A 23,049-nucleotide genomic window follows, 5' to 3' on the forward strand; every position below is an offset into this window, starting at 1 on the left:
GCCCTACTCGACCATGACGCCCCAGAACCGCGGCTGCGGATAGAGCCAGCCGGCATAGCCCTTGATGCCCTTGCGCAGCGCCGTCAGCTCGGCACCGTTGAACAGCACGATCATCGGCACGTCGGCGATGAAGCGCTTGTGCATCTCGTCGAACTGCGCCTGCCGTTTGGCGGCGTCGTCGATCATCATGGACTGGCGCAGCATCTCCTGCGCCTCCGGATTATCCCAGACCTTGCGCGGTTGCGTCGCCTTCGGACCGGTCAGCATCTCGAAGCTCAAGGAGGGATCGAGCCGCGCCGAATAGGTAAAGGCCATCGCCTGGTAGTCGCCGCGGTTGTAGCGGTCGAGCTGCGCCGCCCAGTCCATGACCTCGAGCTCGACGTTGATGCCGACGGTTTGCGCCATCGCCTGCACCAGCACGGAGGAATCGAACACGTAGCTGTAGCGCTTGTTGGTGATCATCTTGATCGGCTGGCCGCGATAGCCGGCTTCCAGCAGCAGCTTCTTGGCCTCCGCGATGTTCTGCGTGTAGCCGTGCGACTGCGCCTCGCTGTAGAAGGGGCCGCCGAGCGGCAGCGCGGAATTATTGGGGCGCGCGGTACCCATCATCACGGCATCGACGATCTGCGCGGTGTCGATCGACAGCGCAATGGCGCGGCGGATGCGTACGTCCTTCAGCAGCGGGTCTTTGGTCTGGAACAGGATGCCGGTGAGGCCGAGCGCGGGCGTAATGCTGAGCTGCACCTCGGAACGCGATTTGAGCTCCTCGAGATCGGGGATCGACAGGCTCATGATGACGTCGAGCGAGCCGCTGAGCAGTCCCGCCTTCGCCGCAGAACTGTCCGGGATCACGTTGAAACGAACGCGATCGACCTTGACGTCCTTGGCGCCGGTGTAACCGGTGCGCGGCTCGCTGCGCGAGACGTAGCCGTCGAACCGCACGACATCGACATATTGTCCCCGCTTCCACTCGGCGAGCTTGAACGGGCCGGTGCCAACAGGGGCGGTCCATTTGCCGTCAGGACCGACGGAGTCGCGGTGAATGATGGCGGTCTGGCCGCAATCGGGACGCGCCAGGGTCGGCAGAAACAGAGCCGTCGGCTGATCGAGCGTGATGGCAACAGTCTGCGGATCGGGCGCCTCGATCTTCTCGATCCGCGCGATGCCGGTGGCGCTGAACTCGGACAGGCAACGCCATTGCGTTGCCGGGTCGAGCCATCGTTTCAGCGACCAGACCACGTCGTCCGCGGTCATGGTCGCGCCGTTGTGGAACTTGACGCCCTGGCGCAGGCGGAACGTATAGGTCTTGCCTTCGTTCGAAACGGTCCAGCTGTCGGCCAGCATCGGGCCGATCGAGGTGTCGTCACGGAAGGCGACAAGGCCCTCCACCACATGCGCGATCACGCCGTCGGTGTTGGCGTCGCGATTGGTGCCGGGATCGGTGGAACGGATGTCGGCATTGAGCCGCGTCCGCAGCAATGTTTCGGCGCCGGCCCTCCCCAGCATGGCCCACAGGGCGAGCGCGGCCAAACCGACCGCCCATGCCGGCGATGGCCGACGCCGCCGCATCACGCGGCCCCCGCGGCGGCAGACCGCTCGTACGCGGCCCGCCCGATTTCTTCGATCTCGAGCTGGTAAGTGGTGAACTCACGATTGAGCGCCGGCAACGGCGCCGCCTGCATCAATCCGCTCGCCGGCTCCATCAGGATCATCGCCACGGTGGCGCTGAGGTTGTTGCTGAGATTGCGGCGCGGCGGGCGGCACACCGACCAGGGATAGGCGAACTCGTCGAACAGGGCGTTCTTGACGGTGTCGAAGGTGATGCTGCCGATGTGCGGCTGGAGCAGATCGCGGACGCGAATGTCGCGATAGAGACTATCGGGCGTATCCTGGATGCCGGCGTCCTTGAGCTTGCCGAGCGCAACCGGGCTCACGAAGTGATTTGCGTGCACCAGCAGGCCGTTCTGCGGATGCACCTGAAAGGTCTCATCCGGCGCACATTCGAAATCGATCGCCACGCCCTCGCGATGGCTGACGATCATGTTGTTGGCCGCGGACTTCCTGGTGCAATAGACGGCACGCATCGCCAGCGCGAGATGCTCCTGTTCCAGCACCTTGCGGCGGATCAGCGCCAAGGGCACGCCGACCTGGCGATAGTCACGGTCACTTTGGAGATAGTTCGCGGTGATCGCGATGCCGACCGCGTTGAAGCCACAGCGACCGAGGGCGCCGGCCTCGGTGAAGGTCATGAGATCAGGACCGTCATCGCGCCGGACCTTCAGCACCACTGCCGTCTCGGCGCATTCGCGCTTCCAGTCCCAGTTCTGGGCGTGGATCAGGCGGCCGCTCGCGGCCGCCTGCGGCATCACGACGACGCCGGTGCAGCCGTCAGGCTCGTCGGGCGTCTTCAGGCGCGCGCGGATCTTTGGATTGGCAAGCTTGAGGATCTCTGTGCGGGCGTTGAGCAGCACGACATCCTCGAACGGGACGTCCGCGCCCTCCGCAATGCCGCGCATCTCTTCGATATAGGTCGGATCGAAGCCCTCGATAACAGGCAGATAGTCCCGCACCAGTTCGGACACGCCCTTCGCATCGAGCGAGAGCTCCTTCAGCTGCGCGAAGTAGTGCGTCGTCCCCTTCTTGATGCGGCCCGCCGCCTTCTGCCCGTACTGACGGCCACGCTCGCGCGGCGGGCCGGAGATTTCGATCAGGGGAAAGGGCTCGACCATGGGACGCCAAATTCCTTCTTAAAGTTCCTTTTGCTTTCTCATGAAGCCTAATGTATTTTGTGATGACATGAAACAAAAATCTTCGACCGCGAAATCTGCCGTGGAAAAAGCATCGCCAAGCCGGCTGCAGCGGGAACTGTCGGCCGGGATCATGGACCTGATCCGGAGCGAAGGGCTCGCGCCCGGCACGCGCCTTGCCGAAGTCGCGCTCGCCGAGCGCCTCCAGGTCTCGCGCACGCCGGTGCGCGCTGCGCTGAAACTCTTGGCGCGGCGCAAGCTCGTGCATGCCGGCGCCAGCCGCGGCTATTTCGTCGCTGAGGCCGCCCCCGCCACGCAGAAGGCAGCGCCCAAGCCCAGCCCTGACGAGACCGACCGGCTGTTCCTCGCGATCGCGCGCGACCGCCGCGCCGGCCGGCTCGCGGAGGACGTTTCCGAGCGCGACCTGATGCAGCGCTATGATGCAACACGGCCGATCGTGCAGCGTGTGCTCAGCAAGCTTGCCGAGGTCGCCGCGGTCCAGCGCAAGCCGGGTCATGGCTGGCGCTTCCAGCCGACGCTCGCCGATACCCAGGCGCGCGACGAGAGCTACCGCTATCGCCTGCTGATCGAGCCGGCCGGCCTGCTCGAACCGGGCTTCAAGCTCGATCCGGCCTGGGCCGCCGAGATGCGCCGCCGTCATCAGGAGATGCTGGCGATGCCGTGGAGCGACACCGCCAGCATCGCGCTCTACGAGATGAACGCCGCCTTCCACGAGGGCCTCGCCGCCGCATCGGGCAACCGTTATCTGCTGGTCGCGGTTCAACAGCAGAACCGGCTGCGGCGCTTCGGCAACTACGACTGGACCTTCGGCCACGAGCGCGTGATCGTGAACTGCCGCGAGCATCTCGCCATCCTCGACCAGCTCGAAGCCGGCCAGAACGAGGCCGCGGCTGCGCTACTGCGCCGGCATCTCGAAGGCGCAGCAAAGCTCAAGCGCGGCCCGGCCAATTCCAACGCGCCATCCAAAGCCTCCTGACCTTTGCAAGAGTTGTCATGACCATGAATGCCTTCGCTTCCTCCAACAGCCCCCTCACCCGCGAGGCCATGGAGCCGTTCTGGCTGCCGATGACGCCGAACCGGCAGTTCAAGTCGAAACCGCGCATCTTCGTCGGCGCCGAGGGCATGCACTACATCACCGATGACGACAGGCGCATTCTCGACGGCATGGCGGGGTTGTGGTGCGTGAACGCGGGACATGCGCAAAGGCGCATCGTCGAGGCGATCCAGGCGCAGGCGGCGAAGCTCGACTTCGTCTCCTCGTTCCAGATGAGCCATCCGGCCGCCTTCGAGCTCGCCCGCCGCATCACCGAGATCGCGCCTGACGGGCTCGACCATGTCTTCTTCACCAATTCCGGCTCGGAATCGGTCGACACCGCGCTGAAGATCGCGCGCGGCTATCACCGCGCCCGCGGTGACGCCAGCCGCATCCGCTTCATCTCACGCGCCAAGGCCTATCACGGCATGGGCTGGGGCGGCCTGTCGGTCAGCGGCATCGTCCGCCACCGCAGGGACTTTGGTCCGCTGCTGCCGGAAGTCGACCATCTGCCGCACACGCATGATCCCGAGCATGCAGCGTTCTCGCGCGGACAGCCGCAATGGGGCGCGCATCTCGCCGACGAGCTGTCAAAGCTGCTGCAGCTGCACGATCCCTCGACCATCGCCGCCGTCATCGTCGAGCCCGTCACCGGTTCCGGAGGCGTGCTGCCGCCGCCGGTCGGCTATCTCGAACGGCTGCGCCAGATCTGCGACCAGCACGGCATCCTCCTGATCTTCGATGAGGTCATCACCGGCTTCGGTCGCCTCGGCGCGGCGTTCGGCGCCAACGCCTTCGGCGTGACACCCGATCTCATCACCTGTGCCAAGGGCATGACCAATGCGGCCGTGCCGATGGGCGGCGTCATCGTCAGCGGCAAGGTTTATGACGCGCTGATGCAGGGGCCGGACAACGCGATCGAGCTGTTCCACGGCTACACCTATTCGGCGCATCCGCTGGCCTGCGCGGCGGGTCTCGCCGCGCTCGACGTGTATCAGGATCTCGGCCTGTTCGAGCGGGCGCGCCGCCTCGCCCCGGTCTGGGAAAACCACGCGCATGGCTTGCGCGAGCTCCCCCATGTCGTCGACATCCGCAACATCGGGCTCCTGGCCGCGATCGACCTGAAGCCGCGCGAGGGCGCGCCGGGCGCGCGCGGCAGCGAATGCGCCAATCGCTGCTACGAGGACGGCATCCTGATCCGCGGCAGCGGCGACACGCTGCTGATCTCGCCGCCGCTGATCATCACCGAGGAACAGATCGGCGACATTTTTGCCGCCATCCGCCGTGCCTTGACCGCGATCGGCTGACGCCGGGCCTCAACTCACCGGCAATGCATCGAGGTGGCACGCCACCCACTGCTCGTCGCCGACAGCGCGGAGCGTCGGCTCCTCGGTGCGGCAGCGGTCGAACACGAACGGGCAGCGAGTGTGGAAGCGGCATCCCTTCGGCGGATTGATCGGGCTCGGCACGTCGCCGCCGAGGATGATCGGATTGCGCTGGGCACCGGGCTCGGGCAGCGGCACCGCCGAGAGCAGCGCCTTGGTGTAGGGATGCCTCGGCGCGGCAAAGATCTCGCGGCGCGGCGCCACCTCGACGATCTTGCCGAGATACATCACCGCCACGCGGTGGGTCATGTGCTCGACGATGGCGAGGTCATGGCTGATGAACAGCAGCGCCAAGCCGAACTTCTGCTGAAGGTCCTGCAGCAGATTGACGACCTGGGCCTTGACCGAGACGTCGAGCGCCGAGACCGCCTCGTCGCACACGATCAGTTCGGGCTCGGCCGCGAGCGCCCGCGCGATGCCGATGCGCTGGCGCTGGCCGCCTGAGAATTCGTGCGGCCGGCGGTTCAAGGCCTCGCGCGGCAGACGCACGGTGTCCATCAGCTCCGTGACGCGAACCTCGAGATCTTCCTTCGACTTGGCGAGGCCGAAATTGCGGATCGGCTCGGCGAGGATGTCGCGCACGCGCATGCGCGGGTTGAGGCTCGAGAACGGATCCTGGAACACGACCTGCACGCGCCGGCGCATCTGGCGCATCGTGCTCGGATGCGCGTCGTCGATGCGCTGGCCGTCGAGAATGACCTGGCCCGAGGTGATGTCGAACAGGCGCAGGATGGCGCGGCCGACCGTCGACTTGCCGCAGCCGGACTCGCCGACCAGCGACAAGGTCTCGCCGCGCGCGATCTCGAACGACACGCCGTCGACGGCATAGACGAATTCGGCTTGCCGTCCGAAGAGGCCCTTGTTGATCGGAAAATGCTTCTTGAGGTCGTTGACCTGGAGCAGCGGAGGACTCATGCCGCGATCGCTCCCTTGGCAGCGTAGTGACAGGCCGCGATGTGGCGCGGACCCTTCTCTTCCAGCCCCGGCGCATATTGGCGGCAGAGATCGGTCGCGAGCGCGCAGCGCCCGGCAAAGACGCAGCCGGTGATCGGCTTGCGCAGATCCGGCACCTGCCCCGGAATCTCGGCGAGCCGCGTCGCAGTGCCGGCGAGCGAGGAGCCGAGCTTGGGCACCGCGCCCAGAAGACCTTGCGTATAGGGATGGCGCGGCGAACGGAACAGCTCGGCGACCGGCGCCTCCTCGACCTTGCGGCCGGCATACATCACCATGACGCGCTCGGCGATCTCGGCGACGACGCCGAGATCGTGGGTGATCAGGATGATGGCGGCGCCCACCCGGCGCTTGAGATCCAGCATCAGCTTGAGGATCTGCGCCTGGATGGTCACGTCGAGCGCCGTGGTCGGCTCGTCCGCGATCAGGAGTTTTGGATTGCAGGCGAGCGCCACCGCGATCATCACGCGCTGGCGCATGCCACCGGAGAGCTGGTGCGGATATTCGCGCACGCGCCGCTTCGGCTCGGGAATGCCGACCAGCGTCAGCATCTCGATCGCGTGCGCCTCGGCAGCCTGCTTGTCGAGGCCCTGGTGGATCATCAGGGTCTCGCGGATCTGACGGCCGACAGTCAGCACCGGATTGAGGCTGGTCATCGGCTCCTGGAAGATCATCGAGATGTCGTTGCCACGGATGGCACGCATCTCGCGGTCCGACAGCTTCAGGAGATCCTTGCCGGCAAAGCGGATGCTGCCTGCGATCCGGCCCGGCGGCTCCGGGACCAGCCGCATCAGCGACATCGATGTCACCGACTTGCCGCAGCCGGACTCGCCGACGATGGCGAGCGTCTCGCCCTCGTTGACGTGGAAGGACACGCCGTCCACCGCGCGGTTGATGCCGCCGGGGGTGCGGAAATGGGTCTGGAGGTTCTCGACTTCGAGCAGCGCCATCGTGATCAGCCCCGCACTATCACAGGCTCTTGGCCATGCGCGGATCGAGCGCATCGCGAAGGCCGTCGCCGAGCAGGTTCACGGCGAGCACGGTGACGGACAGGAACGCCGCCGGGAAGAACACGATGTAGGGCTTGACCTGCCACAGCGCGCGGCCTTCGGCCATGATGTTACCCCAGGACGGAATGGTGGGCGGCGTGCCGGCGCCGATGAAGGACAGGATCGCCTCGGTGATCATGGCGCTGGCGCAGATATAGGTCGCCTGCACCAGCATCGGCGCAACCGTGTTGGGCAGGATGTGGCGCAGGATGATCATCGGCGTGCGCGTGCCGCAGGCCACCGCCGCGTCGACATAGGGCTGCTCGCGCAGCGACAGCACGACGCTGCGCACGAGGCGCGAGACGCGCGGGATCTCGGCGATGGTGATCGCCAGGATGACGTTGCCGACGCTGCCGCGCGTAAGAGCCATCAGCGCGATGGCGAGCAGGATCGGCGGGATCGACATCAGGCCATCCATGAAGCGCATCAGGATGCCGTCGGCCCAGCGGATGAAACCCGAGATCATGCCGATCGCAAGTCCCGCTGCGGATGCGAAGATCGCGACCGACAGGCCGACCGTGAGCGAGACCCTCGCGCCAAAGAGCACGCGCGAATAGATGTCGCGGCCGAGCACGTCGGTGCCGAACCAGAAATCGGCCGACGGCGCCCGCGTCCGCTTGGCGGGCGCCAGCGCGGTCGGATCGACCGTGCCGAGGTAGGGCGCGAAGATCGCGATCAGCACGAGGGTCAGCAGCAGCGCGCCGCCGATCGCGACCGTCGGATGGCCGCGCAGCATTCCGATGAAGCCGCGCCGGATCTTGACCGGCCGGAGGATCTCCGGCAGTTGCGGCGCAAGGACGAGGCCGGCCGGAAGCGATTGCGGGTTGACGGTGATGTCGGTCAATAGCGGATCCTCGGGTCAACGAGCGTATAGGTGACGTCGATCATCAGATTGACGAGGACGTAGACGAAGCTGAACAGCAGCACGATGCCCTGGATGACCGGATAGTCGCGGCGCAGGATCGCGTCGATCGTGAGCCGGCCGAGGCCGGGAATCGCGAACACGCTTTCGGTGACGACCGCGCCGCCGATCAGCAGCGCAATGCCGATGCCGATCACGGTCACGATCGGCACCGCAGCGTTCTTCAGCGCATGAATGAACAGGATGCCGCCCTGCCCCAGGCCCTTGGCCTTGGCGGTGCGGATATAGTCCTGCTGCAACACTTCGAGCATGGCGGCGCGGGTGATACGCGCGACCAGCGCGATGTAGACGCAGCCGAGCGCGATCGCCGGCAGGATCAGGTTCTCCAGCCACGGCCAGAAGCCTTGTGTGAGCGGCGTATAGCCCTGCACCGGGAGCCATTCGAGCTCGAGCGCGAAGACGTAGGCGAGCATGTAGCCGACCACGAAGACGGGCAGTGAGAAGCCGAACACGGCAAAGCCCATGATGACGCGGTCGATCAGGCTGCCGGCCTTCCAGGCCGCCACCACGCCGAGCGGCACCGCCACCACGATCGTGAGCAGCAGCGTGACGATCATCAGCGACAGCGTCGGTCCGAGACGCTGCCCGATCATCGCCGAGACCGGCAGGTTGGTGAAGATCGAGGTGCCGAGATCGCCGTGCAGGATGCGCCAGACCCAGCTTCCGAACTGGACCAGGAAGGGCCGGTCCAGCCCGAGGCTCTGGCGGATGCGCTCCACATCCTCCGGGCTTGCCTGATCGCCCGCGATCACCACGGCCGGATCTCCGGGCGCGATGTAAAGCAGGCTGAACACGAACAGCGCGACGATTGCCATGACCGGCAAGGTCGCGACGATGCGACGGAGGATGTAAGAGAGCATCTGGCCTCAACGCACGATCATGCAGACTTCGACACGCCCCAGAACAAGGGCAACGGTCCCTTGGTCACGCCGGAGACGTTCTTGCGCCACGCGGTGTAGCTCAGGAAGAAGCCGGTCGGAGCGTAGACGACGTCATCGATCGCCGCCTTGTTGAGACGGCCGATGGCGGCCTTCTCCTCGTCGAGGTTCTTGGCCTCGAACCACGACGCGACCTCCTTTTCGGTGCCTGCGCTGGTCGGCCAGCCGAACCAGGCCTTGTCGCCATTGGCGCGGATGGCGGTGTAGGGAGCCGGATTGACGCAATCCGCGCCCGCGTGCCAGGTATGGAACATGTTCCAGCCGCCCTGTCCGGGCGGTGTCTTCTGCGCGCGGCGGGAGCCGACCGTGCCCCAATCGGTCGCGACAAAGTCGACATTCATGCCGAGCTTCTTGAGGAGGTCGGCGGTCACGTCGCCCATCGCCTTGGTGATCGGCTGGTCCTGCGCGACGAGACACGTCACCGGCTGGCCGGAATAGCCGCTCTCGGCGAGCAACTTCTTGGCGGCGTCCAGATCGCGCTTGCCCTTCAGAATCTCGCCACCCACCTCGGTGTAGAGCGGCGTATCCGGCGTGAAGTAGCCGGGCAGCGGCTTCCACAGCGAATTGTCGTCGCCGACGATCGCGCGCATGTAGTCTTCCTGGCTGAGAGCCATCAGCACCGCGCGCCGCGCCTTGACGTCGTTGAACGGCGGATAGAGGAAGTTCATGCGGAACGAGCCGACATTGCCGAGGGGATCGCCGATATCGACGCTGATGTTCTTGTTCTTCTTCAGGACCGGAACGAGATCCGCGATCGGATTCTCCCACCAGTCGATCTCGCCGTTCTGCAGCGCGGCCGCGGCGGTGGCCGGATCCGGCATGATCACCCACTCGACGCGATCGACCATCACCTGCTTGCCGCCGGCGAGCCATGACGGCTTCTCCTGCCGCGGTGAATAGTCCGCGAATTTCTCGAACACGGCCTTGGCGCCGGGGACCCACTCGCTCTTGGCGAACTTCAACGGACCGGAGCCGACATATTCGGAAATCTGCTTGAACGGATCGGTCTGCGCGATGCGCTCGGGCATGATGAAGGCGCATGGCGAATTGTTCTTGCCCAGCGCGTAGAGCATTTTCGGGAAAGGCTGCTTCAGCACCCATTTGAAGGTGCGGTCGTCGACGGCCGTCAACTCCTGCTGGAGCGCCTTGATCATCAGGCCCATCGGATCGCGCGCCGACCAGCGGGTGAGGCTTGCGACGACGTCCTTGCTCAGCACCGGCGCGCCGTCGTGGAATTTGAGGCCCGGGCGCAGCTTGAACGTCCAGGTCGTGCCGTCGTCCGTCACTTCCTCGGATTCGACCATCTGCCGCTGCGGCTGGAACGAGGAGTCGATGCCGTAGAGCGTGTCCCAGACCATCGCGGCCGCGTTGCGCACCACATACTGCGTGCCCCAGATCGGGTCGAAATTGGCGAGATTGGCCTGCGGCACGAATCGCAGGGTGCGGGCCGCCGCGCCCTGGGCAATCGCCGGGGCCGAAAGGCCACCCGTCAATGCCAGTCCGCCCGCGCCAGCCAGTCCCTTCAATACCGTCCTGCGATCCATGAAGTCCTCCCAGTAATGCCGCGATGCCAGCTGTTCATTGGCCAAGGGCAAGTGAAACCGAGCCCATTTGCAAGCAAATGGTATGCCAGTAAATGGGCCCCCGCCAGCGGGATCTCATCGACTTTTTGGCTGGCCCACGTTGACTTGCAGGGGCTTAAAGAGCAGCCGCCAGCGCCGCGCCGGTCTCGATATGCGGGATCGCCTCGACCAACTTGCGGGTGTAGTCGGTCTTCGGATTATCGAACAGCGCCCGGCTCTCCCCCTGCTCCACGATGCCGCCGTTGCGCAGCACGATGGTGCGCTCGCACAGCATGCGCACCACGTTGAGATCGTGGCTGACGAACAGCAGCGCGATGTCATTTTCGCGCCGAAGGCGATCGAGCAGCTGCAGCACGACCGCCTGCACCGAGACGTCGAGCGCAGCGGTCGGCTCGTCCAGCACGAGCAGCCGCGGCCGGCAGGCGATGGCGCGGGCAATGCCGACGCGCGCCTTCTGGCCGCCGGAGAGCTGGTGCGGGAAACGCGGCAGCAGATCCAGCGGCAGCCCGACCCGTTCGGCGCATTCTTCGACCCGCTTGCGCAGCGCATCGCCAACGCGCATGCCGTCGAGTCGCATCAGGGGATGAGCGATACAGTCGAAGGCCGTGTAGCGCGGGTTGAGGCTCTCGTTCGGGTCCTGAAAGACCATCTGGATGTCTTTACGAAAGCGCGAGCGATGGAAATCGCGCGAGGCGACATGACCGATCGACTGCCCGTCGAACACGATGTCGCCTTCGCTTGGGTCGATCAGCCGGCAGATCATGCGCGACGTCGTGCTCTTGCCGGAGCCGGACTCGCCGACGAGCCCGACACTCTCGCCGCCGGCCATCGTCATCGAGAAGTCGGCAACCGCAGCAGAGCCCTGGTCGAAACGTTTTGCGAGCTTGCGCACTTCCAGCAGCGGCGGCGTCCCGTGTGCGGGCTCCTGCCTGGGCTTGCTGACGACAGTCGCGTAACGCTCCCGCTCCTCCTCCGTCACGAGATCCTCGATCCGGGAGGTGGCAGTCGGCGATGCCGCAACGAGGCGCCTCGTATAGGCGTGCTGCGGTGTGCTGAAGAGCGTCCTGGGGCTCGCCTCCTCGACGATGCGGCCGCGCTCCATCACGGCGATGCGGCGGCAATAGCGTGCCGCGAGCCCGAGATCGTGCGTGATCAGGATCGTCGCCATGCCGCGCGCGGCGGCGATGTCCGCAAGCAGATCCATCACCACCTTCTGGGTGGTGACGTCGAGGCCGGTGGTCGGCTCATCCGCAATCAGGAGCGCGGGATTGCAGGAGATCGCGATCGCGATCATGACGCGCTGGCACATGCCGCCGGAGAGCTCGTGCGGATAGGCATTCATCCGCGCCTCGGGGTCGCGGATCTGCACCGCGCGCAGCAGGTCCAGCGCCTCGGCGCGCGCGGCGTCCTTGGAGATCCGCTTGTGGGTGAGGATCGCATCCGCGATCTGCAGACCGATCGCGCGAATGGGGTTCAGCGCCGCGCGCGGATTCTGGAAGATCATCGACATCGCGGCGCCCTGGAGATGACGGAGATCGTCGCCCCGGAGCTTCGTCACGTCCTGCCCTCGAAACAGGATCTTGCCGCCGGTGACGCGGCCGGCGGCATCGAGCAGCCGCGTCGTCGCAAAGCCGGTCACCGACTTGCCCGAGCCGCTCTCGCCGACGAGGCCGAGCATCTCGCCGGCCCCGACCGTCAGCGAAACGCCGCGCACGGCCTCGACCATGCCACGCCGCGTCGAGAACGAGACGTGCAGGTCCTCGATCCTGAGCAGCTCTTCGCTCATGTGCGCATGCGCGGATCGAGAATATCCCGCATCCCGTCCCCGAGGAGATTGAAGCACAGCACGGCCATCATCAGGGCCAGGCCCGGAAAGGCCACCAGCCACCACCGCCCGGTCGAGATGAAGCGCGCGCCCTCCGCGACCATGATGCCCCATTCCGGCGTCGGCGGCTTGACGCCGAGGCCGATGAAGGACAGGCCGGCGGCATTCAATATGGCCCAGCCAAGGTTGAGCGAGATCTGCACCGCCATCGCCGGCAGGATGTTCGGCAGCAGGAAACGCAGCACCACCGAGAAATGGCTCTCGCCGCAGGCGCGCGCGGCCTCCACCCAGCCGACATTGCGCCGGACGTTCACTTCGGCCCGCGCGAAGCGGATGTAGAAGGGCAGATTGATGATCGCGGTCGCGATCACGATGTTCTCGATCCGGTTGCCGAGCGCCGCGACCATCGCCATCGCCAGCACGAACAGCGGAAAGGCCATCATCACGTCGACGAAGCGCCCGACCGCGCGGTCGAGCCGGCCGCCGGCATAGCCGCAAAAGGAGCCGACCACGGCGCCGATCACGAAGGAGATGCCGACCGCAGACACCGCAATCGCGAGATCGAGGCGCGCAGCAATGATGAGACGGCTGAACACGTCGCGCCCGAGCTGATCGGTGCCGGCGAGATGGGCCGCGCTCGGCGGCTGCAGGGCCTCCGAGACATTGGAGACCACGGGATCGTAGGGCACGATCCAGGGACCGAAGATCGCGACGAGGACGAACAGCGTCACCCCGGCCGCGGCCACCGCCGTAAGCGGATTGCCGCGCAGGATCCAGACCGAATGGCGAAGGGTTGCGCTGGTCATTCGATCGACACCCTGGGATCGGCGATGCCATAGCAGATATCGACCACGAGATTGACCAGCACGAATAGGCTCGCCATCAGCAGCACGAAGCCCTGCACAGGCGCGTAGTCGGACGACAGCAGCGCATCGAGCGCGTAGGAGGCAACGCCCGGCCAGGAGAACACCTTCTCCACCAGCACATTGGCGCCCAGCATGGTCGAGAACACGATCCCGGCGATGGTGATGACGGGCAGAATCGCATTTCGTAGCGCATAGGTGACGACGACCTTGCGCCAGGACAAGCCGACCGAACGCGCCGTGCGCACGAAATCGCTGCCCAGCGACACCAGCATCGAGGCGCGCGTGATCCGCGCCAGCGGCGCGATCACGAACAGGGCCATGCTCACCGCCGGCAGGATCAACTGCTTGCAGGCCGCCCACCATCCCTCGAAGTCGCCGGCAAGCAGGAAATCGATGGAGAGAAAGCCGGTGCGCTGCGGCGGCAGCGAGGTGAAGACGTCGATCCGCCCGGTGGGATCAGGCGCAAGCCCGAGCAGATAGTAGAAGACGTAGATCAAGAGCAGGCCGGAGACGAAGGTCGGCACGCAGACGCCGAGCGCGCAGAACAGCCGCACGCCGTGATCGACGACCGACCCTGGCCGCAGCGCCGCGATGACGCCGAGCGGCACCGCCGCGATCAGCGCGACCAGCAGCGCGGTGAAGGTGAGCTCGAGCGAGGCCGGCAGCCGCTCGCGCAGATCCTTCAGCACCGGCTGCCCGGTCATCATGGAGCGGCCGAGATTGCCGTGGCCGATGTCGGAGAGATAGAACACGAGCTGCTCCGGCACCGATTTGTCGAGCCCCATCTGCTTGCGGATCAGCTCGATCTCCTCCTTGCCCGCATTGGGCCCCGAGGCGAAGAACACCGCGGGGTCGCCGGGCAGAACGCGCATCAGCAGAAAGGTGAACACCAGCACGCCAAACAGCGCCGGCAGCGACGACAGCAGTCGCCTGCCCGCCCGCACCATCGTTGCGCCAAGACCGGTCGTCACCTTCCAGAGCCTCCCTCGTTTCCCGATATCACTTGCGGCTGACGTCGCGATAGTCGACCTGGCGATGGAACTCGTAGGTATAGCCTTCGACCGATGGCGCCATGACGGCGTCCTGGTTCGGCTGCCACAGCATGACCTGCGGCATCAGATCAAAGTGCATCGCGTTGAGCTTGCGGCCCGCTTCCTCATACTTGGCTTTATCAGGCTCGAAGCGGGCTTCCTGCGCGATCGCGGCGAGGTCCGGGTTGTTGATCGAAGAGTAGTTCCAGCGCTGATTGCCGGTGTAGAAGTTGCGGTAGAAATAATCGGTCGACGGCAGCCAGGCGACGATGCCTTCGGTGTAGAAGGGCAGCTTCTTCTCGTTGATCTGCGTCGACATCTGCGCGTCCGGCAGCTTCTGGATGTCGACCTTGATCCCGATCTTGCCGAGCGATTCCTTCACCAGCGCCGCCATCGGCTCGGCGGTCGAGGCCTGGCCGACATTGAAGCTGAAGGTGGTCGAGAAGCCCTCAGGCAGGCCGGCGGCCTTCAGATATTCCCTGGCCTTGTCGAGGTCGAGCTTCACCGGCTGCTGGAACGGGTAGATGCCGTTCGCCGGCTTGCCGTCCGCCCAGGTTGCGCCGAACAGCGGCGAGCCGCGGCCGAACAGAGCGGCCTTGAACATGTCGTCATAGGGCAGCGCGTAAGCGATGGCGCGGCGGACATTGACGTTGTCGAAGGGCGGGATCTGGTTGTTCATCGAGACGAAGGTGATCGCATTGTATTGCGGCGTCGAGATCACCTTGAGCTTGCCCTTGCCCTCCAGCGACTGCACGTCGCTGGCCTGGAGATCGAGCACGAGATCGGCATCGCCGCGCTCGACGAGGTTGGCGCGGGTCGCGGGCTCCGGCACCGATTGCACGATCACGCGCTTGAAGAAGGCCGGCTTGTTGGCCGAGCCGCGGTTCCAGCTCTCGTCGCGCTTGAGGATGACCTGCTCGCCGGGCTTGAAGGTCTCCACCACGTAGGCGCCGCTGCCGGCGGTGTGCTCCTTCAGCCACGCGGTCGCCCAGGGATCATCCGCAGTTGCGTGCACTTTTGCCACTTTCGAGTTGATGATCATCGGGTAGACGGTGGCAAGATTGGGCAGCGCAAGCTTGTCAGGCTTTGGCAGTGTCACTTCGATCGTGAGGGGATCGATCACCTTGAACTGGTCGGCCGACGTCAGCGAGCCGGTGAGCAGCTGCGCCTTGCCGAGGATCGGCGCGGTGACGCAGCGATCGAGCGACCATTTGACGTCTTCGGCGGTGACGGGCGAGCCGTCCTGGAATTTGGCGTCCTTGCGCAGGCGGAAGGTGAGCTTCAAGCCGTCGGGGCTGACCTCGTAGGATTCCGCGAGCTCGCCCGTGATCGTGTCGAGATCGAACACCCATTTGCCGTTGAGCTGCTTGCGGCCGAACGCCACCAGCCGGTCATAGGTGCTCATGCTCAGCGCGAAGGACTCGCGGGTCGAGCCGGGGATGTTGGGATCGAGCGTGTTGACGGATGCGCCCGTCACATAGCGCAAAGTCTCTGCCCTGGTTTGCGCTTGCGACGGCGCGGTGGCGATGAGCAACAGCGCAGCGGTCGCGAGGACTGAGGTCGCCGGCCTGAAAGACACAAAACGCATTGGTTTTTCCCTGAATTTCGAACAAGAACGCCAGCAAGGCAGGTTAAGAAAGAAGCAAGTTGCGCGCCAGTCTCATGAGGCGTTTTTGGGGACGCATCGTCGCGGCGGCGCATGGATGATCACAACGATTCCTCCGTCTTTCGCGCCGGCCGCGTGACCACGGCCTGCGGCACGTCATAAGCGCTGAGCGAAGCCCAGTGACGCGCGATATCAGCGCGGAACAGGCCGCGCGTGAGGCCGTGGACCAGCTTCGGAACAGCGGTCGTCATCGCATTGATCGATGATCCCGACGGACCAAAGCTCATGGTGGAGGCGATGGCGAAGAGATGGATGTCGGAGATCCAGGGCGTCTTGCCCGGCACGCGCTCGGTGAAGGCATAGTCGTCGGCAAGATAAGGAAAGCGGCCGAGTCGTTCGTTGCGCTCGCTCTCGGGCGGATGGTAGCGATCGGCCCAGGTCGCGATATTGCCGGCAAATCTGGCGAGCTCGCCGCGGCCGGAAAAGTTCATGTCGATGCCGATGCCGCAGATGACGAAATCGGCGGTGATGGTTCCGCGCGGCGTCTGCAATTCGATGCCGGTGCCGGTCTCGCGCGTCGCCTCGACCGGCGCGCCCTCGTGCAATGTGAAATTGGCGTGACGCGCGCAGCGATCGTAGGTCGGTTGCGGAAATCCCTCCCGCATCTCGAGGATTTTTCGCATGAAGCGCCAGCGCCAGGCATCATCGAGGTCGCTGAGATGACGCAGGAAGCCGCGAAACGTCAGCCAGCGGTACGGCTGGATCACCTGGATCTGCGCGCGGCGGCACAGCAGGTGCACCTCGGCGGCCCCCGCCTCCAGCGCGGTCGCCGCATTGTCGAAGGCAGATGCGCCGGCGCCGATCACGGCCACGCGCTTGCCGCGAAGGCTTTCGAAATCGATGTCGTCGGCGACGGTCGCGATCAAGCTCGCCGGCAGATGCGCCAGCTGCTCCGGGATCATCCAGTCGCCCATGCCCTCCTGCCCCGTCGCCAGCACGATTTTCCGCGCATGGAGCATCTCGAACGCGCCCGCACGTTTCACGCGCGCGGCGAGCAGGCCATCGGCCGCCGGCGTGATCTCAACAAGCTCGCAGCCATTGCGCACCGGCAATCCAACTGTGCGCCGCAGCCAGAGCAGGTACTCGGCCCAATGCTCGCGCTCGATCAGGCCGAGCTGTTGCCAGCTGTCCTTGCCGAAGCGGGCTTCGTGCCAGGACTGGTAGGTCAGGCTGGGGATATCGAGGTCCGGACCGGTGTAGTCCTTCGGGCTGCGCAGCGTCGGCATGCGGGCATAGGTGAGCCACGGGCCCTCCTTCCCCTCCTCGGCCTTGTCGAGCAGCAGGATGTTGCCGACGCGGGAGCGCATCAGGCCGAAGCCGATGGCGATGCCGGACTGGCCCGCGCCGATGATGAGCACGTCCAGCGCGGGCTTGCCGTCGGGGCCCGTTTTCGCTTCGAGCCACGCGGCGCCGGGATGCGCGATCATCGCAAGATCGGCGCGGACGTCCGCTTCGAGGTCTGTCAGCGCGTCACTCATGCCGCGAGCCAGCCTCCGTCGACCACCATCACGGTGCCGGTCGTGAATGACGACGCATCGCTGGCCAGATGCAGCGCGGTCTGCGCGATCTCTTCCGCCGCGCCGAACCGCTTCATGGCGTGGCGGTTGCGGGAGGCTTCGCGCACCTCGTCCGGATTGGCGTGACGGGCAAAGCTGCGGCGAAGCATCGGCGTGTCGATCGCGCCCGGCGCAATCGCGTTGACGCGAATGCCGTCGGTGGCGAAATCCACCGCCATCGTCCGCGTCAGGCTGACGATCGCGCCCTTGGCCGCGATATAGGCGCTGTTGCCCTTGCCGCCGGCCATCGCGAGCTGCGATGCCAGCGTAATGATCGAGCCGCTATTCTGCCGCTGCATGTGCGGCACGGCGGCCCGTGCCCACAGCCAGGTGCCGCCGACATTGGCGCGAAACACCGCGTCCCAGTCCTCCACGCTCGTGGTCAGCACCGTGCCGCCGCAGGAGAAGCCGGCCGCGGTCATGAGGATATCAAGTCGGCCGTATTGTGCGATGACCTCGCCGACGACGGTCTCGGCGAAGGCGACATCACCGACGTCGCCGACATGCGTCGTTGCCTCGCTCACGAGGCTCAGCGTGTCCTGAAGCCCCGCGGCATCGCGATCGACCAGAGCGAGGCGCGCGCCCTGCTCCGCGAACAGCTTTGCACTGGCCCGGCCGATGCCCGAGCCGGCTCCGGTGATGATGGCCGTGCGCCCCTGCAGCCGCATGTCAGACCCCTTCCTTGTGCTGCATCCACCAGGCGCTCATCGCCGCGGCCGACTCCGCACAGCCGAACCGGGCGCGCCAGCCGAACTCGTCGGCCATCCGCGCGACCGACATCGGCGCACGGTCCCCGCCGTGGAGCTTGATGACAGTCTTCTCTCCGGGAGACGCGAGCCGGCACTCCAGCCCGGGATGCAGGGCCGCAAACGCCTCGCCCCATTGCAGCGCCGACCAGGCCACACCGCTGGAGATGTTGTAGAGCCGATGGCGCGGCCGCTCGGCCTCGATCAACACCGCCACCGCTTCGGCAGCGTCGGGCGCGTAGGTCCAGTCCTTGATGCCCGGCGCAGGGAGAACGGCCGGCTCGCCGCGGGCAAACGCTGCAAGGATCTGGAACTGGAGGCTCGGCGTGTCGCGCACCGAGCCGGGCCGCTCCCACGGACCGAACACGGCACTTAAGCGCACGCTCAGGAAATCACCGCCAAAAAGTTCGGCGTGCCGTGCCAACGACCGTTCCGAGGCGAACTTGCTGATGGCGTAGAACGAGACGGGATCGCAGGGCGTGTCCTCGTCCAGGACCTCGAACCGCGCGCCCGATGCGCCGTAAGCCGATGCCGAGGAGAGATTGACGACGCGGCGAACACCATGGCGGATCGCGGCTTGCAGGATCGGGATCTGCGCCATCACGTTGATCTCGAGAACGCGCGCGGGCGATGCCCGCTCGAGCTCATCGCCGGCCGTGACCGCGGCGCCGAGCACGATCGCATCGCAGCCTTTCGCGATAAGGGCGTCGATGGTGTCTGCGTCGGTGATGTCGCCCTGAACGACCTTGAGCCGCTCGCGATAGCCGGCCAGGGATCGCTGCGCAGCCGGAGGCAGCGGCGCACGATCATGCAGCGTCACCTCGTGCCCGCGCGCGAGCAGCACCTCGGCGAGATTGAGGCCGACAAAGCCGGTGCCGCCGAAGACGACGATCCTCATCGCGCGCGATCCACCATCACAGCAGTTTTGCCCCGAAATTCCGCTCCGGATCCATGTCGGCCACGAGCCGGCCGGTGGGCCTTGCCGCCTCGCCGCCGCTGCGCGCCAGGAATTTTCCGCTGCCGGCGCTGGCGAGACACTTGTTGCCTTCGATAACCACGCGGCCGCGCGAGAGCACCGACACCGGCCAGCCCTTGAGCTTGCGGCCCGCGAACGGCGTGTAGCCGGCGAGATCGTGCATCATCTCGTCGGCGATCACGGTCTCGCGGTTGGGATCCCAGATCGCGATGTCGGCATCGGCCCCGACCGCGATCGAGCCCTTGCGCGGATGCAGATTGTAGATCTTTGCGGGCGCCGTCGCGGTGAGCTCGACGAATTTTTCGAGGCCAAGCCGCCCCTTCGACACCATCGCGTCGAACAGCAGCGGCAGCCGCAGCTCCAGCCCCGGCAGGCCGTTGGCGACCTGCTTGAAGTTCGGGTTCGGGCCGGCGCGCAGCTTGCCGGTCTCGTCATAGCGATACGGGGCGTGATCCGACGAGATGGTCTGGAGATCGCCGAGCGACAGCGCCTGCCACAGCGCCTCCTGGTCGGCATGCGTGCGCGGCGGCGGGCTGCACATCCACTTGGCGCCTTCGGCGCCAGGCTTGTCGAGATCGCTGGCCGTGAGGAACAGATATTGCGGACAGGTCTCGGCGAAGACCTTGAGCCCCTGCCCGCGCGAGTCGCGGATCACCTTGGCGCCTTCGGCGGTCGAGACATGGAAGATCATGATCGGCTGGTCGATCAGCGCCGCCATGCCGATCAACCGGGTGAAGGCCTCCGCCTCCGAGACACGGGCGTGGCTGACGGCATGGTATTTCGGCATCGTGTAGCCGCGCGCGAGCAGCCGCTTCACCATCCAGGCGATGATGCCGTGGTTCTCGGCATGGGCGCACAGCATCGCGCCGGACTGGCGCGCGGCAAGCAGGATGTCGAGCAGCGGCTCGTCGTCGACCTTGAGGCGGTCATAGGTCATGAAGATCTTGATCGACGCATGGCCCTGCTTCACCAGCGCCGGGATGTGCTCCTCGACCGTCTCCTTGGTCGCGTCAGCAATGATCATGTGAAAGGCGTAGTCGATCACCGCGCCCTTCTTGGCGAGCGCGTGGTAGTCTTCCACCACCTGCGGCAGCTTCATGCCGACATGCTGGGCGGCGAACGGGATCACCGTGGTGGTGCCGCCGAACGCGGCGGAGACCGTCGCGCTCTCGAAAGTATCGGCGTTCATGATGCCGGCAGCCGACAGCTGCTCGATATGGGCGTGGCTGTCGACGCCGCCGGGCAGCACCAGCTTGCCGCGCGCATCGATCTCGCGCTTCGCCACGGGAAGCCCGCGGCCGATGGCCGCGATGGTCTCGCCTGTTATGGCGACGTCGGCCTCGAAGACGTCGGTGGTGGTGGCGACGCGGCCACCGCGGATGATCAGGTCGTAAGCGGGTTCAGTCATGAGGCACTCCGTGATAGGCTCAAGGCACGTACTCGTAATTTCGCAGGAAGAGCATGATGTCCCGGCCGCGCATTCTCGTCATCAACCCGAACTCCAACAGCAAGGTCACGCAAGGGCTGGAGGACGCGCTGAAGCCGCTCGATTTCGAGGGCGGGCCGGAAGTGGTCTGCCGGACGCTGGCCGAGGGTCCGTTCGGCATCGAAAGCCAGGCCGACGTCGACAGCGTTGCGATGCCGCTGCGAAAGCTCGTCGAAAGCGACAGCAGCTCGGCCGCCTTCGTGATCGCCTGCTACAGCGATCCCGGGCTGCAGGTCTGCCGTGAAGGCACCGACCGGCCGGTGTTCGGCATTGCCGAGTGCGGCGTGCTGACGGCGCTGTCCCGTGCGGAGACCTTCGGCGTGATCGCGATTGCCCAACGCTCGATCCCGCGTCACATGCGCTATCTCAGGCAGATGGGATTGACCGATCGCCTCGCCGGCGAGCGGCCGCTGAACATGAGCGTCGCCGAAACCGCCTCGGGCGAAGGCACGCTCGCCAAAATGATCGAGATCGGCCGCGCGCTGCGCGACGAGGACGGCGCCCGCGCCATCGTGATGGGCTGCGCCGGCATGGCGCGCCACCGCCGCCCGCTGGAGGACGCGCTGTGCATTCCCGTGATCGACCCGACACAGGCGGCCGTCACCATGGCGCTGGGTACGGTGCAGTTCTCGGCTCACTAGGCGTCCTTCAGCTCTTTGGTTTCCTGACGCGCGAGCCATTGCGCATGGCTCTCGCGCGTCAAAGCGAACGTATCCCGCTGCGTGGTGTAGAGATTGCCGAACATGCGGCCGATCGGCTTGTAAGCGTCGAGATCGACGTACATGTTGGCGGCGTCGACGAGGCCCTCGCGGGCATGCACCCTGAGCACTTCGCCGACCAGGAGCTCGCGGTCCGGCGAGAAGTTCAGCACGACATGGCGCCGGCATTCCAGTGCGAAGGGCGCAGCGGCGAGGCGCGGCACTTTCACGTCGACCGAGGGAAGCGTCGCCAGGCCCGTCGCGGCGACCTCGCTGTCCCCGGAGGGGAAATCGACAGCGCAGTCGTTCATCGCCACCGACAGCGCCTCGTCCACCATGTGCACCACGAACTCGCCGTCGCGGTGGATGTTGCGGGTGGTGTCCTTCGGCGAGTGATCCGGCTTGTGCTGAAGCCCGAGCACGATCAGCGCGGGGTTTTCGGAGAACACGTTGAAGAAGCTGAACGGCGCGGCATTCACCGCGCCGTTCTCGTCCAGCGTCGTCACCAGCGCGATCGGCCGCGGCACCACCACGCCGCAGAGCAGCTTGTAGCGATCGCGCGGATCGAGTTCACGCAGTGATATGCCTTTGTCCCCCATCGGCGTCACTTCTCCGGCGGCGGCACCGCGCCGGTCTGGCTGGTGATCAGGCCGTAATGCTCGATGCGACGATGCCGGGCGAAATCGAAAATCGTGGTCTTGCCGAAGGTCGTGGCATCGAGGTCGCAGGCGTGAACCAGAACCTCGTCGTCATCAGTCTTGGCTTCCGCGACGATCTCGCCATTGGGATCGACGATCAGGCTGCCGCCGAACAGCGGGTGGCCGTCCTCATTGCCGGCCTTGGCGACCGCGACCACCCAGGTCGCGTTCTGATAGGCGCCGGCCTGCACCGAGAGGCGGTTATGGAACAGGCGCTTCTCGACGCCCTCCTCGCTCTTCTCGGCATTCACGGACGGCGTGTTATAGCCGATCAGAACCATCTCGACGCCCTGCAGGCCCATGACGCGATAGGTCTCGGGCCAGCGGCGATCGTTGCAGATCGCCATGCCGATGATGCCGCCGAGCTCGCGCCAGACGTTGAAGCCGAGATCGCCCGGCTCGAAGTAGCGCTTCTCGAGATGCTGGTGCGAGCGCTTGGTGTCGTAGTCCACATGGCCGGGCAGATGCACCTTGCGGTATTTGCCGACGATCTTGCCGGACTTGTCGGTCAGGATCGCGGTGTTGAAGTGGTGGCCGTCAGGCGTCAACTCCGCATAGCCGAAATTCATCGCCATCCCGTGCTGCGCCGCGCGCTCGAACAGCGGCCTGGTCGCCGCGTTCGGCATCTCGCGCTCGAACCAGATGTCGAACTCGGCGCGGTCCTCGACGTACCAGCGCGGGAAGAACGTCGTCAGCGCCAGCTCGGGATAGACGATCAGATCGGCGCCCTTGCTCTTGGCCTCGTCCATCAGCGCGATCATGCGCTTGACCACGGCCTCGCGGCTGTCGGCTTTCTGGATCGGGCCCATCTGGGCGGCGGCGACATTGACGATGCGCATCAGCGAGTTCCTGATTTCTTGAGTTTCTTGGCA

General features: G+C 65.9%; 20 protein-coding genes. 3 read left to right on the forward strand and 17 right to left on the reverse strand.

Annotated features, from left to right (window positions below):
- Positions 1–3 precede the first annotated feature (3 nt).
- Both N2603_RS29085 and N2603_RS29090 read right to left on the reverse strand, forming a co-directional pair.
- The gene (locus N2603_RS29085) at positions 4–1,569 is read right to left on the reverse strand and encodes an ABC transporter substrate-binding protein (protein ID WP_425248933.1); all 1,566 of its coding nucleotides are present in this window, start codon (positions 1,567–1,569) and stop codon (positions 4–6) included.
- A complete protein-coding gene (locus N2603_RS29090; protein ID WP_260384831.1) occupies positions 1,569–2,729 on the reverse strand; it encodes a C45 family autoproteolytic acyltransferase/hydrolase in 1,161 nt (386 codons plus the stop codon). The genes N2603_RS29085 and N2603_RS29090 overlap by 1 nt, the downstream gene beginning before the upstream one ends.
- 100 nt (positions 2,730–2,829) lie before the next feature.
- Between N2603_RS29090 and N2603_RS29095 the strand changes: the two genes are divergently transcribed.
- Both N2603_RS29095 and aptA read left to right on the forward strand, forming a co-directional pair.
- Complete coding sequence (locus tag N2603_RS29095; protein ID WP_311740663.1) at positions 2,830–3,744, forward strand: GntR family transcriptional regulator; 915 nt, start codon at positions 2,830–2,832, stop codon at positions 3,742–3,744.
- 17 nt (positions 3,745–3,761) lie between these two features.
- Positions 3,762–5,108 (forward strand): omega-aminotransferase AptA, encoded by a 1,347-nt coding sequence (aptA, locus tag N2603_RS29100; RefSeq protein ID WP_311740664.1) that lies wholly within the window; start codon positions 3,762–3,764, stop codon positions 5,106–5,108.
- A 9-nt stretch (positions 5,109–5,117) separates the two neighbouring features.
- Here the strand turns inward: aptA and N2603_RS29105 are convergent, their stop codons facing one another.
- The 13 genes from N2603_RS29105 to hydA form a co-directional block, all read right to left on the reverse strand.
- Positions 5,118–6,101: an ABC transporter ATP-binding protein gene (locus N2603_RS29105; RefSeq protein WP_260384833.1), complete on the reverse strand. Its 984-nt coding sequence runs from the start codon at positions 6,099–6,101 to the stop codon at positions 5,118–5,120.
- The gene (locus N2603_RS29110) at positions 6,098–7,087 is read right to left on the reverse strand and encodes an ABC transporter ATP-binding protein (RefSeq protein ID WP_026312732.1); all 990 of its coding nucleotides are present in this window, start codon (positions 7,085–7,087) and stop codon (positions 6,098–6,100) included. The genes N2603_RS29105 and N2603_RS29110 overlap by 4 nt, the downstream gene beginning before the upstream one ends.
- A 19-nt stretch (positions 7,088–7,106) precedes the next feature.
- Positions 7,107–8,030 (reverse strand): ABC transporter permease, encoded by a 924-nt coding sequence (locus tag N2603_RS29115; protein WP_018647556.1) that lies wholly within the window; start codon positions 8,028–8,030, stop codon positions 7,107–7,109.
- Complete coding sequence (locus tag N2603_RS29120) at positions 8,027–8,968, reverse strand: ABC transporter permease (protein WP_260384834.1); 942 nt, start codon at positions 8,966–8,968, stop codon at positions 8,027–8,029. Before N2603_RS29120 ends, N2603_RS29115 begins: the two co-directional genes overlap by 4 nt.
- Positions 8,969–8,985: 17 nt before the next feature.
- Complete coding sequence (locus tag N2603_RS29125; RefSeq protein ID WP_026312733.1) at positions 8,986–10,590, reverse strand: ABC transporter substrate-binding protein; 1,605 nt, start codon at positions 10,588–10,590, stop codon at positions 8,986–8,988.
- A 154-nt stretch (positions 10,591–10,744) separates the two neighbouring features.
- Complete coding sequence (gene nikE / locus N2603_RS29130; protein WP_260384835.1) at positions 10,745–12,415, reverse strand: nickel ABC transporter ATP-binding protein NikE; 1,671 nt, start codon at positions 12,413–12,415, stop codon at positions 10,745–10,747.
- The gene (locus N2603_RS29135) at positions 12,412–13,260 is read right to left on the reverse strand and encodes an ABC transporter permease (RefSeq protein ID WP_260384836.1); all 849 of its coding nucleotides are present in this window, start codon (positions 13,258–13,260) and stop codon (positions 12,412–12,414) included. The genes nikE and N2603_RS29135 overlap by 4 nt, the downstream gene beginning before the upstream one ends.
- Positions 13,257–14,291: an ABC transporter permease gene (locus tag N2603_RS29140; protein WP_260384837.1), complete on the reverse strand. Its 1,035-nt coding sequence runs from the start codon at positions 14,289–14,291 to the stop codon at positions 13,257–13,259. The genes N2603_RS29135 and N2603_RS29140 overlap by 4 nt, the downstream gene beginning before the upstream one ends.
- 28 nt (positions 14,292–14,319) lie before the next feature.
- Positions 14,320–15,939 carry an ABC transporter substrate-binding protein gene (locus tag N2603_RS29145; RefSeq protein WP_260384838.1) on the reverse strand — a complete coding sequence of 540 codons (1,620 nt, stop codon included), beginning with the start codon at positions 15,937–15,939 and terminating at the stop codon, positions 14,320–14,322.
- A gap of 119 nt (positions 15,940–16,058) precedes the next feature.
- Complete coding sequence (locus tag N2603_RS29150; protein WP_260384839.1) at positions 16,059–17,495, reverse strand: NAD(P)-binding domain-containing protein; 1,437 nt, start codon at positions 17,493–17,495, stop codon at positions 16,059–16,061.
- The gene (locus N2603_RS29155) at positions 17,492–18,241 is read right to left on the reverse strand and encodes an SDR family oxidoreductase (RefSeq protein WP_260384840.1); all 750 of its coding nucleotides are present in this window, start codon (positions 18,239–18,241) and stop codon (positions 17,492–17,494) included. The genes N2603_RS29150 and N2603_RS29155 overlap by 4 nt, the downstream gene beginning before the upstream one ends.
- Before the next feature lies 1 nt (position 18,242).
- The gene (locus N2603_RS29160; RefSeq protein WP_260384841.1) at positions 18,243–19,217 is read right to left on the reverse strand and encodes an NAD-dependent epimerase/dehydratase family protein; all 975 of its coding nucleotides are present in this window, start codon (positions 19,215–19,217) and stop codon (positions 18,243–18,245) included.
- A gap of 16 nt (positions 19,218–19,233) precedes the next feature.
- Positions 19,234–20,703 (reverse strand): dihydropyrimidinase, encoded by a 1,470-nt coding sequence (hydA, locus tag N2603_RS29165; protein ID WP_260384842.1) that lies wholly within the window; start codon positions 20,701–20,703, stop codon positions 19,234–19,236.
- A gap of 56 nt (positions 20,704–20,759) precedes the next feature.
- On the opposite strand from hydA, the gene N2603_RS29170 reads away from it, so the two are divergent.
- Positions 20,760–21,422 carry an aspartate/glutamate racemase family protein gene (locus tag N2603_RS29170; RefSeq protein ID WP_260384843.1) on the forward strand — a complete coding sequence of 221 codons (663 nt, stop codon included), beginning with the start codon at positions 20,760–20,762 and terminating at the stop codon, positions 21,420–21,422.
- Here N2603_RS29170 and N2603_RS29175 read toward each other — a convergent pair.
- The gene (locus tag N2603_RS29175; protein ID WP_260384844.1) at positions 21,419–22,078 is read right to left on the reverse strand and encodes a flavin reductase family protein; all 660 of its coding nucleotides are present in this window, start codon (positions 22,076–22,078) and stop codon (positions 21,419–21,421) included. The genes N2603_RS29170 and N2603_RS29175 overlap by 4 nt on opposite strands.
- Before the next feature lie 5 nt (positions 22,079–22,083).
- A complete protein-coding gene (locus tag N2603_RS29180) occupies positions 22,084–23,016 on the reverse strand; it encodes an N-carbamoyl-D-amino-acid hydrolase (RefSeq protein WP_260384845.1) in 933 nt (310 codons plus the stop codon).
- Between the last annotated feature and the right edge of the window lie 33 nt (positions 23,017–23,049).

Origin of the sequence: Bradyrhizobium huanghuaihaiense (genome assembly GCF_025200885.1) — a bacterium.
Classification (GTDB): domain Bacteria; phylum Pseudomonadota; class Alphaproteobacteria; order Rhizobiales; family Xanthobacteraceae; genus Bradyrhizobium; species Bradyrhizobium huanghuaihaiense.

Coding starts and splice junctions, on each gene's coding strand:
- nikE (WP_260384835.1), bottom strand. CDS start 12,415: ATGAGCGAAGAGCTGCTCAGGATCGAGGACCTGCACGTCTCGTTCTCG.
- N2603_RS29175 (WP_260384844.1), bottom strand. CDS start 22,078: ATGGGGGACAAAGGCATATCACTGCGTGAACTCGATCCGCGCGATCGC.
- N2603_RS29170 (WP_260384843.1), top strand. CDS start 20,760: ATGTCCCGGCCGCGCATTCTCGTCATCAACCCGAACTCCAACAGCAAG.
- N2603_RS29160 (WP_260384841.1), bottom strand. CDS start 19,217: ATGAGGATCGTCGTCTTCGGCGGCACCGGCTTTGTCGGCCTCAATCTC.
- N2603_RS29085 (WP_425248933.1), bottom strand. CDS start 1,569: ATGCGGCGGCGTCGGCCATCGCCGGCATGGGCGGTCGGTTTGGCCGCG.
- N2603_RS29110 (WP_026312732.1), bottom strand. CDS start 7,087: ATGGCGCTGCTCGAAGTCGAGAACCTCCAGACCCATTTCCGCACCCCC.
- N2603_RS29150 (WP_260384839.1), bottom strand. CDS start 17,495: ATGAGTGACGCGCTGACAGACCTCGAAGCGGACGTCCGCGCCGATCTT.
- aptA (WP_311740664.1), top strand. CDS start 3,762: ATGACCATGAATGCCTTCGCTTCCTCCAACAGCCCCCTCACCCGCGAG.
- N2603_RS29120 (WP_260384834.1), bottom strand. CDS start 8,968: ATGCTCTCTTACATCCTCCGTCGCATCGTCGCGACCTTGCCGGTCATG.
- N2603_RS29125 (WP_026312733.1), bottom strand. CDS start 10,590: ATGGATCGCAGGACGGTATTGAAGGGACTGGCTGGCGCGGGCGGACTG.
- N2603_RS29135 (WP_260384836.1), bottom strand. CDS start 13,260: ATGACCAGCGCAACCCTTCGCCATTCGGTCTGGATCCTGCGCGGCAAT.
- N2603_RS29105 (WP_260384833.1), bottom strand. CDS start 6,101: ATGAGTCCTCCGCTGCTCCAGGTCAACGACCTCAAGAAGCATTTTCCG.
- hydA (WP_260384842.1), bottom strand. CDS start 20,703: ATGACTGAACCCGCTTACGACCTGATCATCCGCGGTGGCCGCGTCGCC.
- N2603_RS29155 (WP_260384840.1), bottom strand. CDS start 18,241: ATGCGGCTGCAGGGGCGCACGGCCATCATCACCGGAGCCGGCTCGGGC.
- N2603_RS29145 (WP_260384838.1), bottom strand. CDS start 15,939: ATGCGTTTTGTGTCTTTCAGGCCGGCGACCTCAGTCCTCGCGACCGCT.
- N2603_RS29180 (WP_260384845.1), bottom strand. CDS start 23,016: ATGCGCATCGTCAATGTCGCCGCCGCCCAGATGGGCCCGATCCAGAAA.
- N2603_RS29090 (WP_260384831.1), bottom strand. CDS start 2,729: ATGGTCGAGCCCTTTCCCCTGATCGAAATCTCCGGCCCGCCGCGCGAG.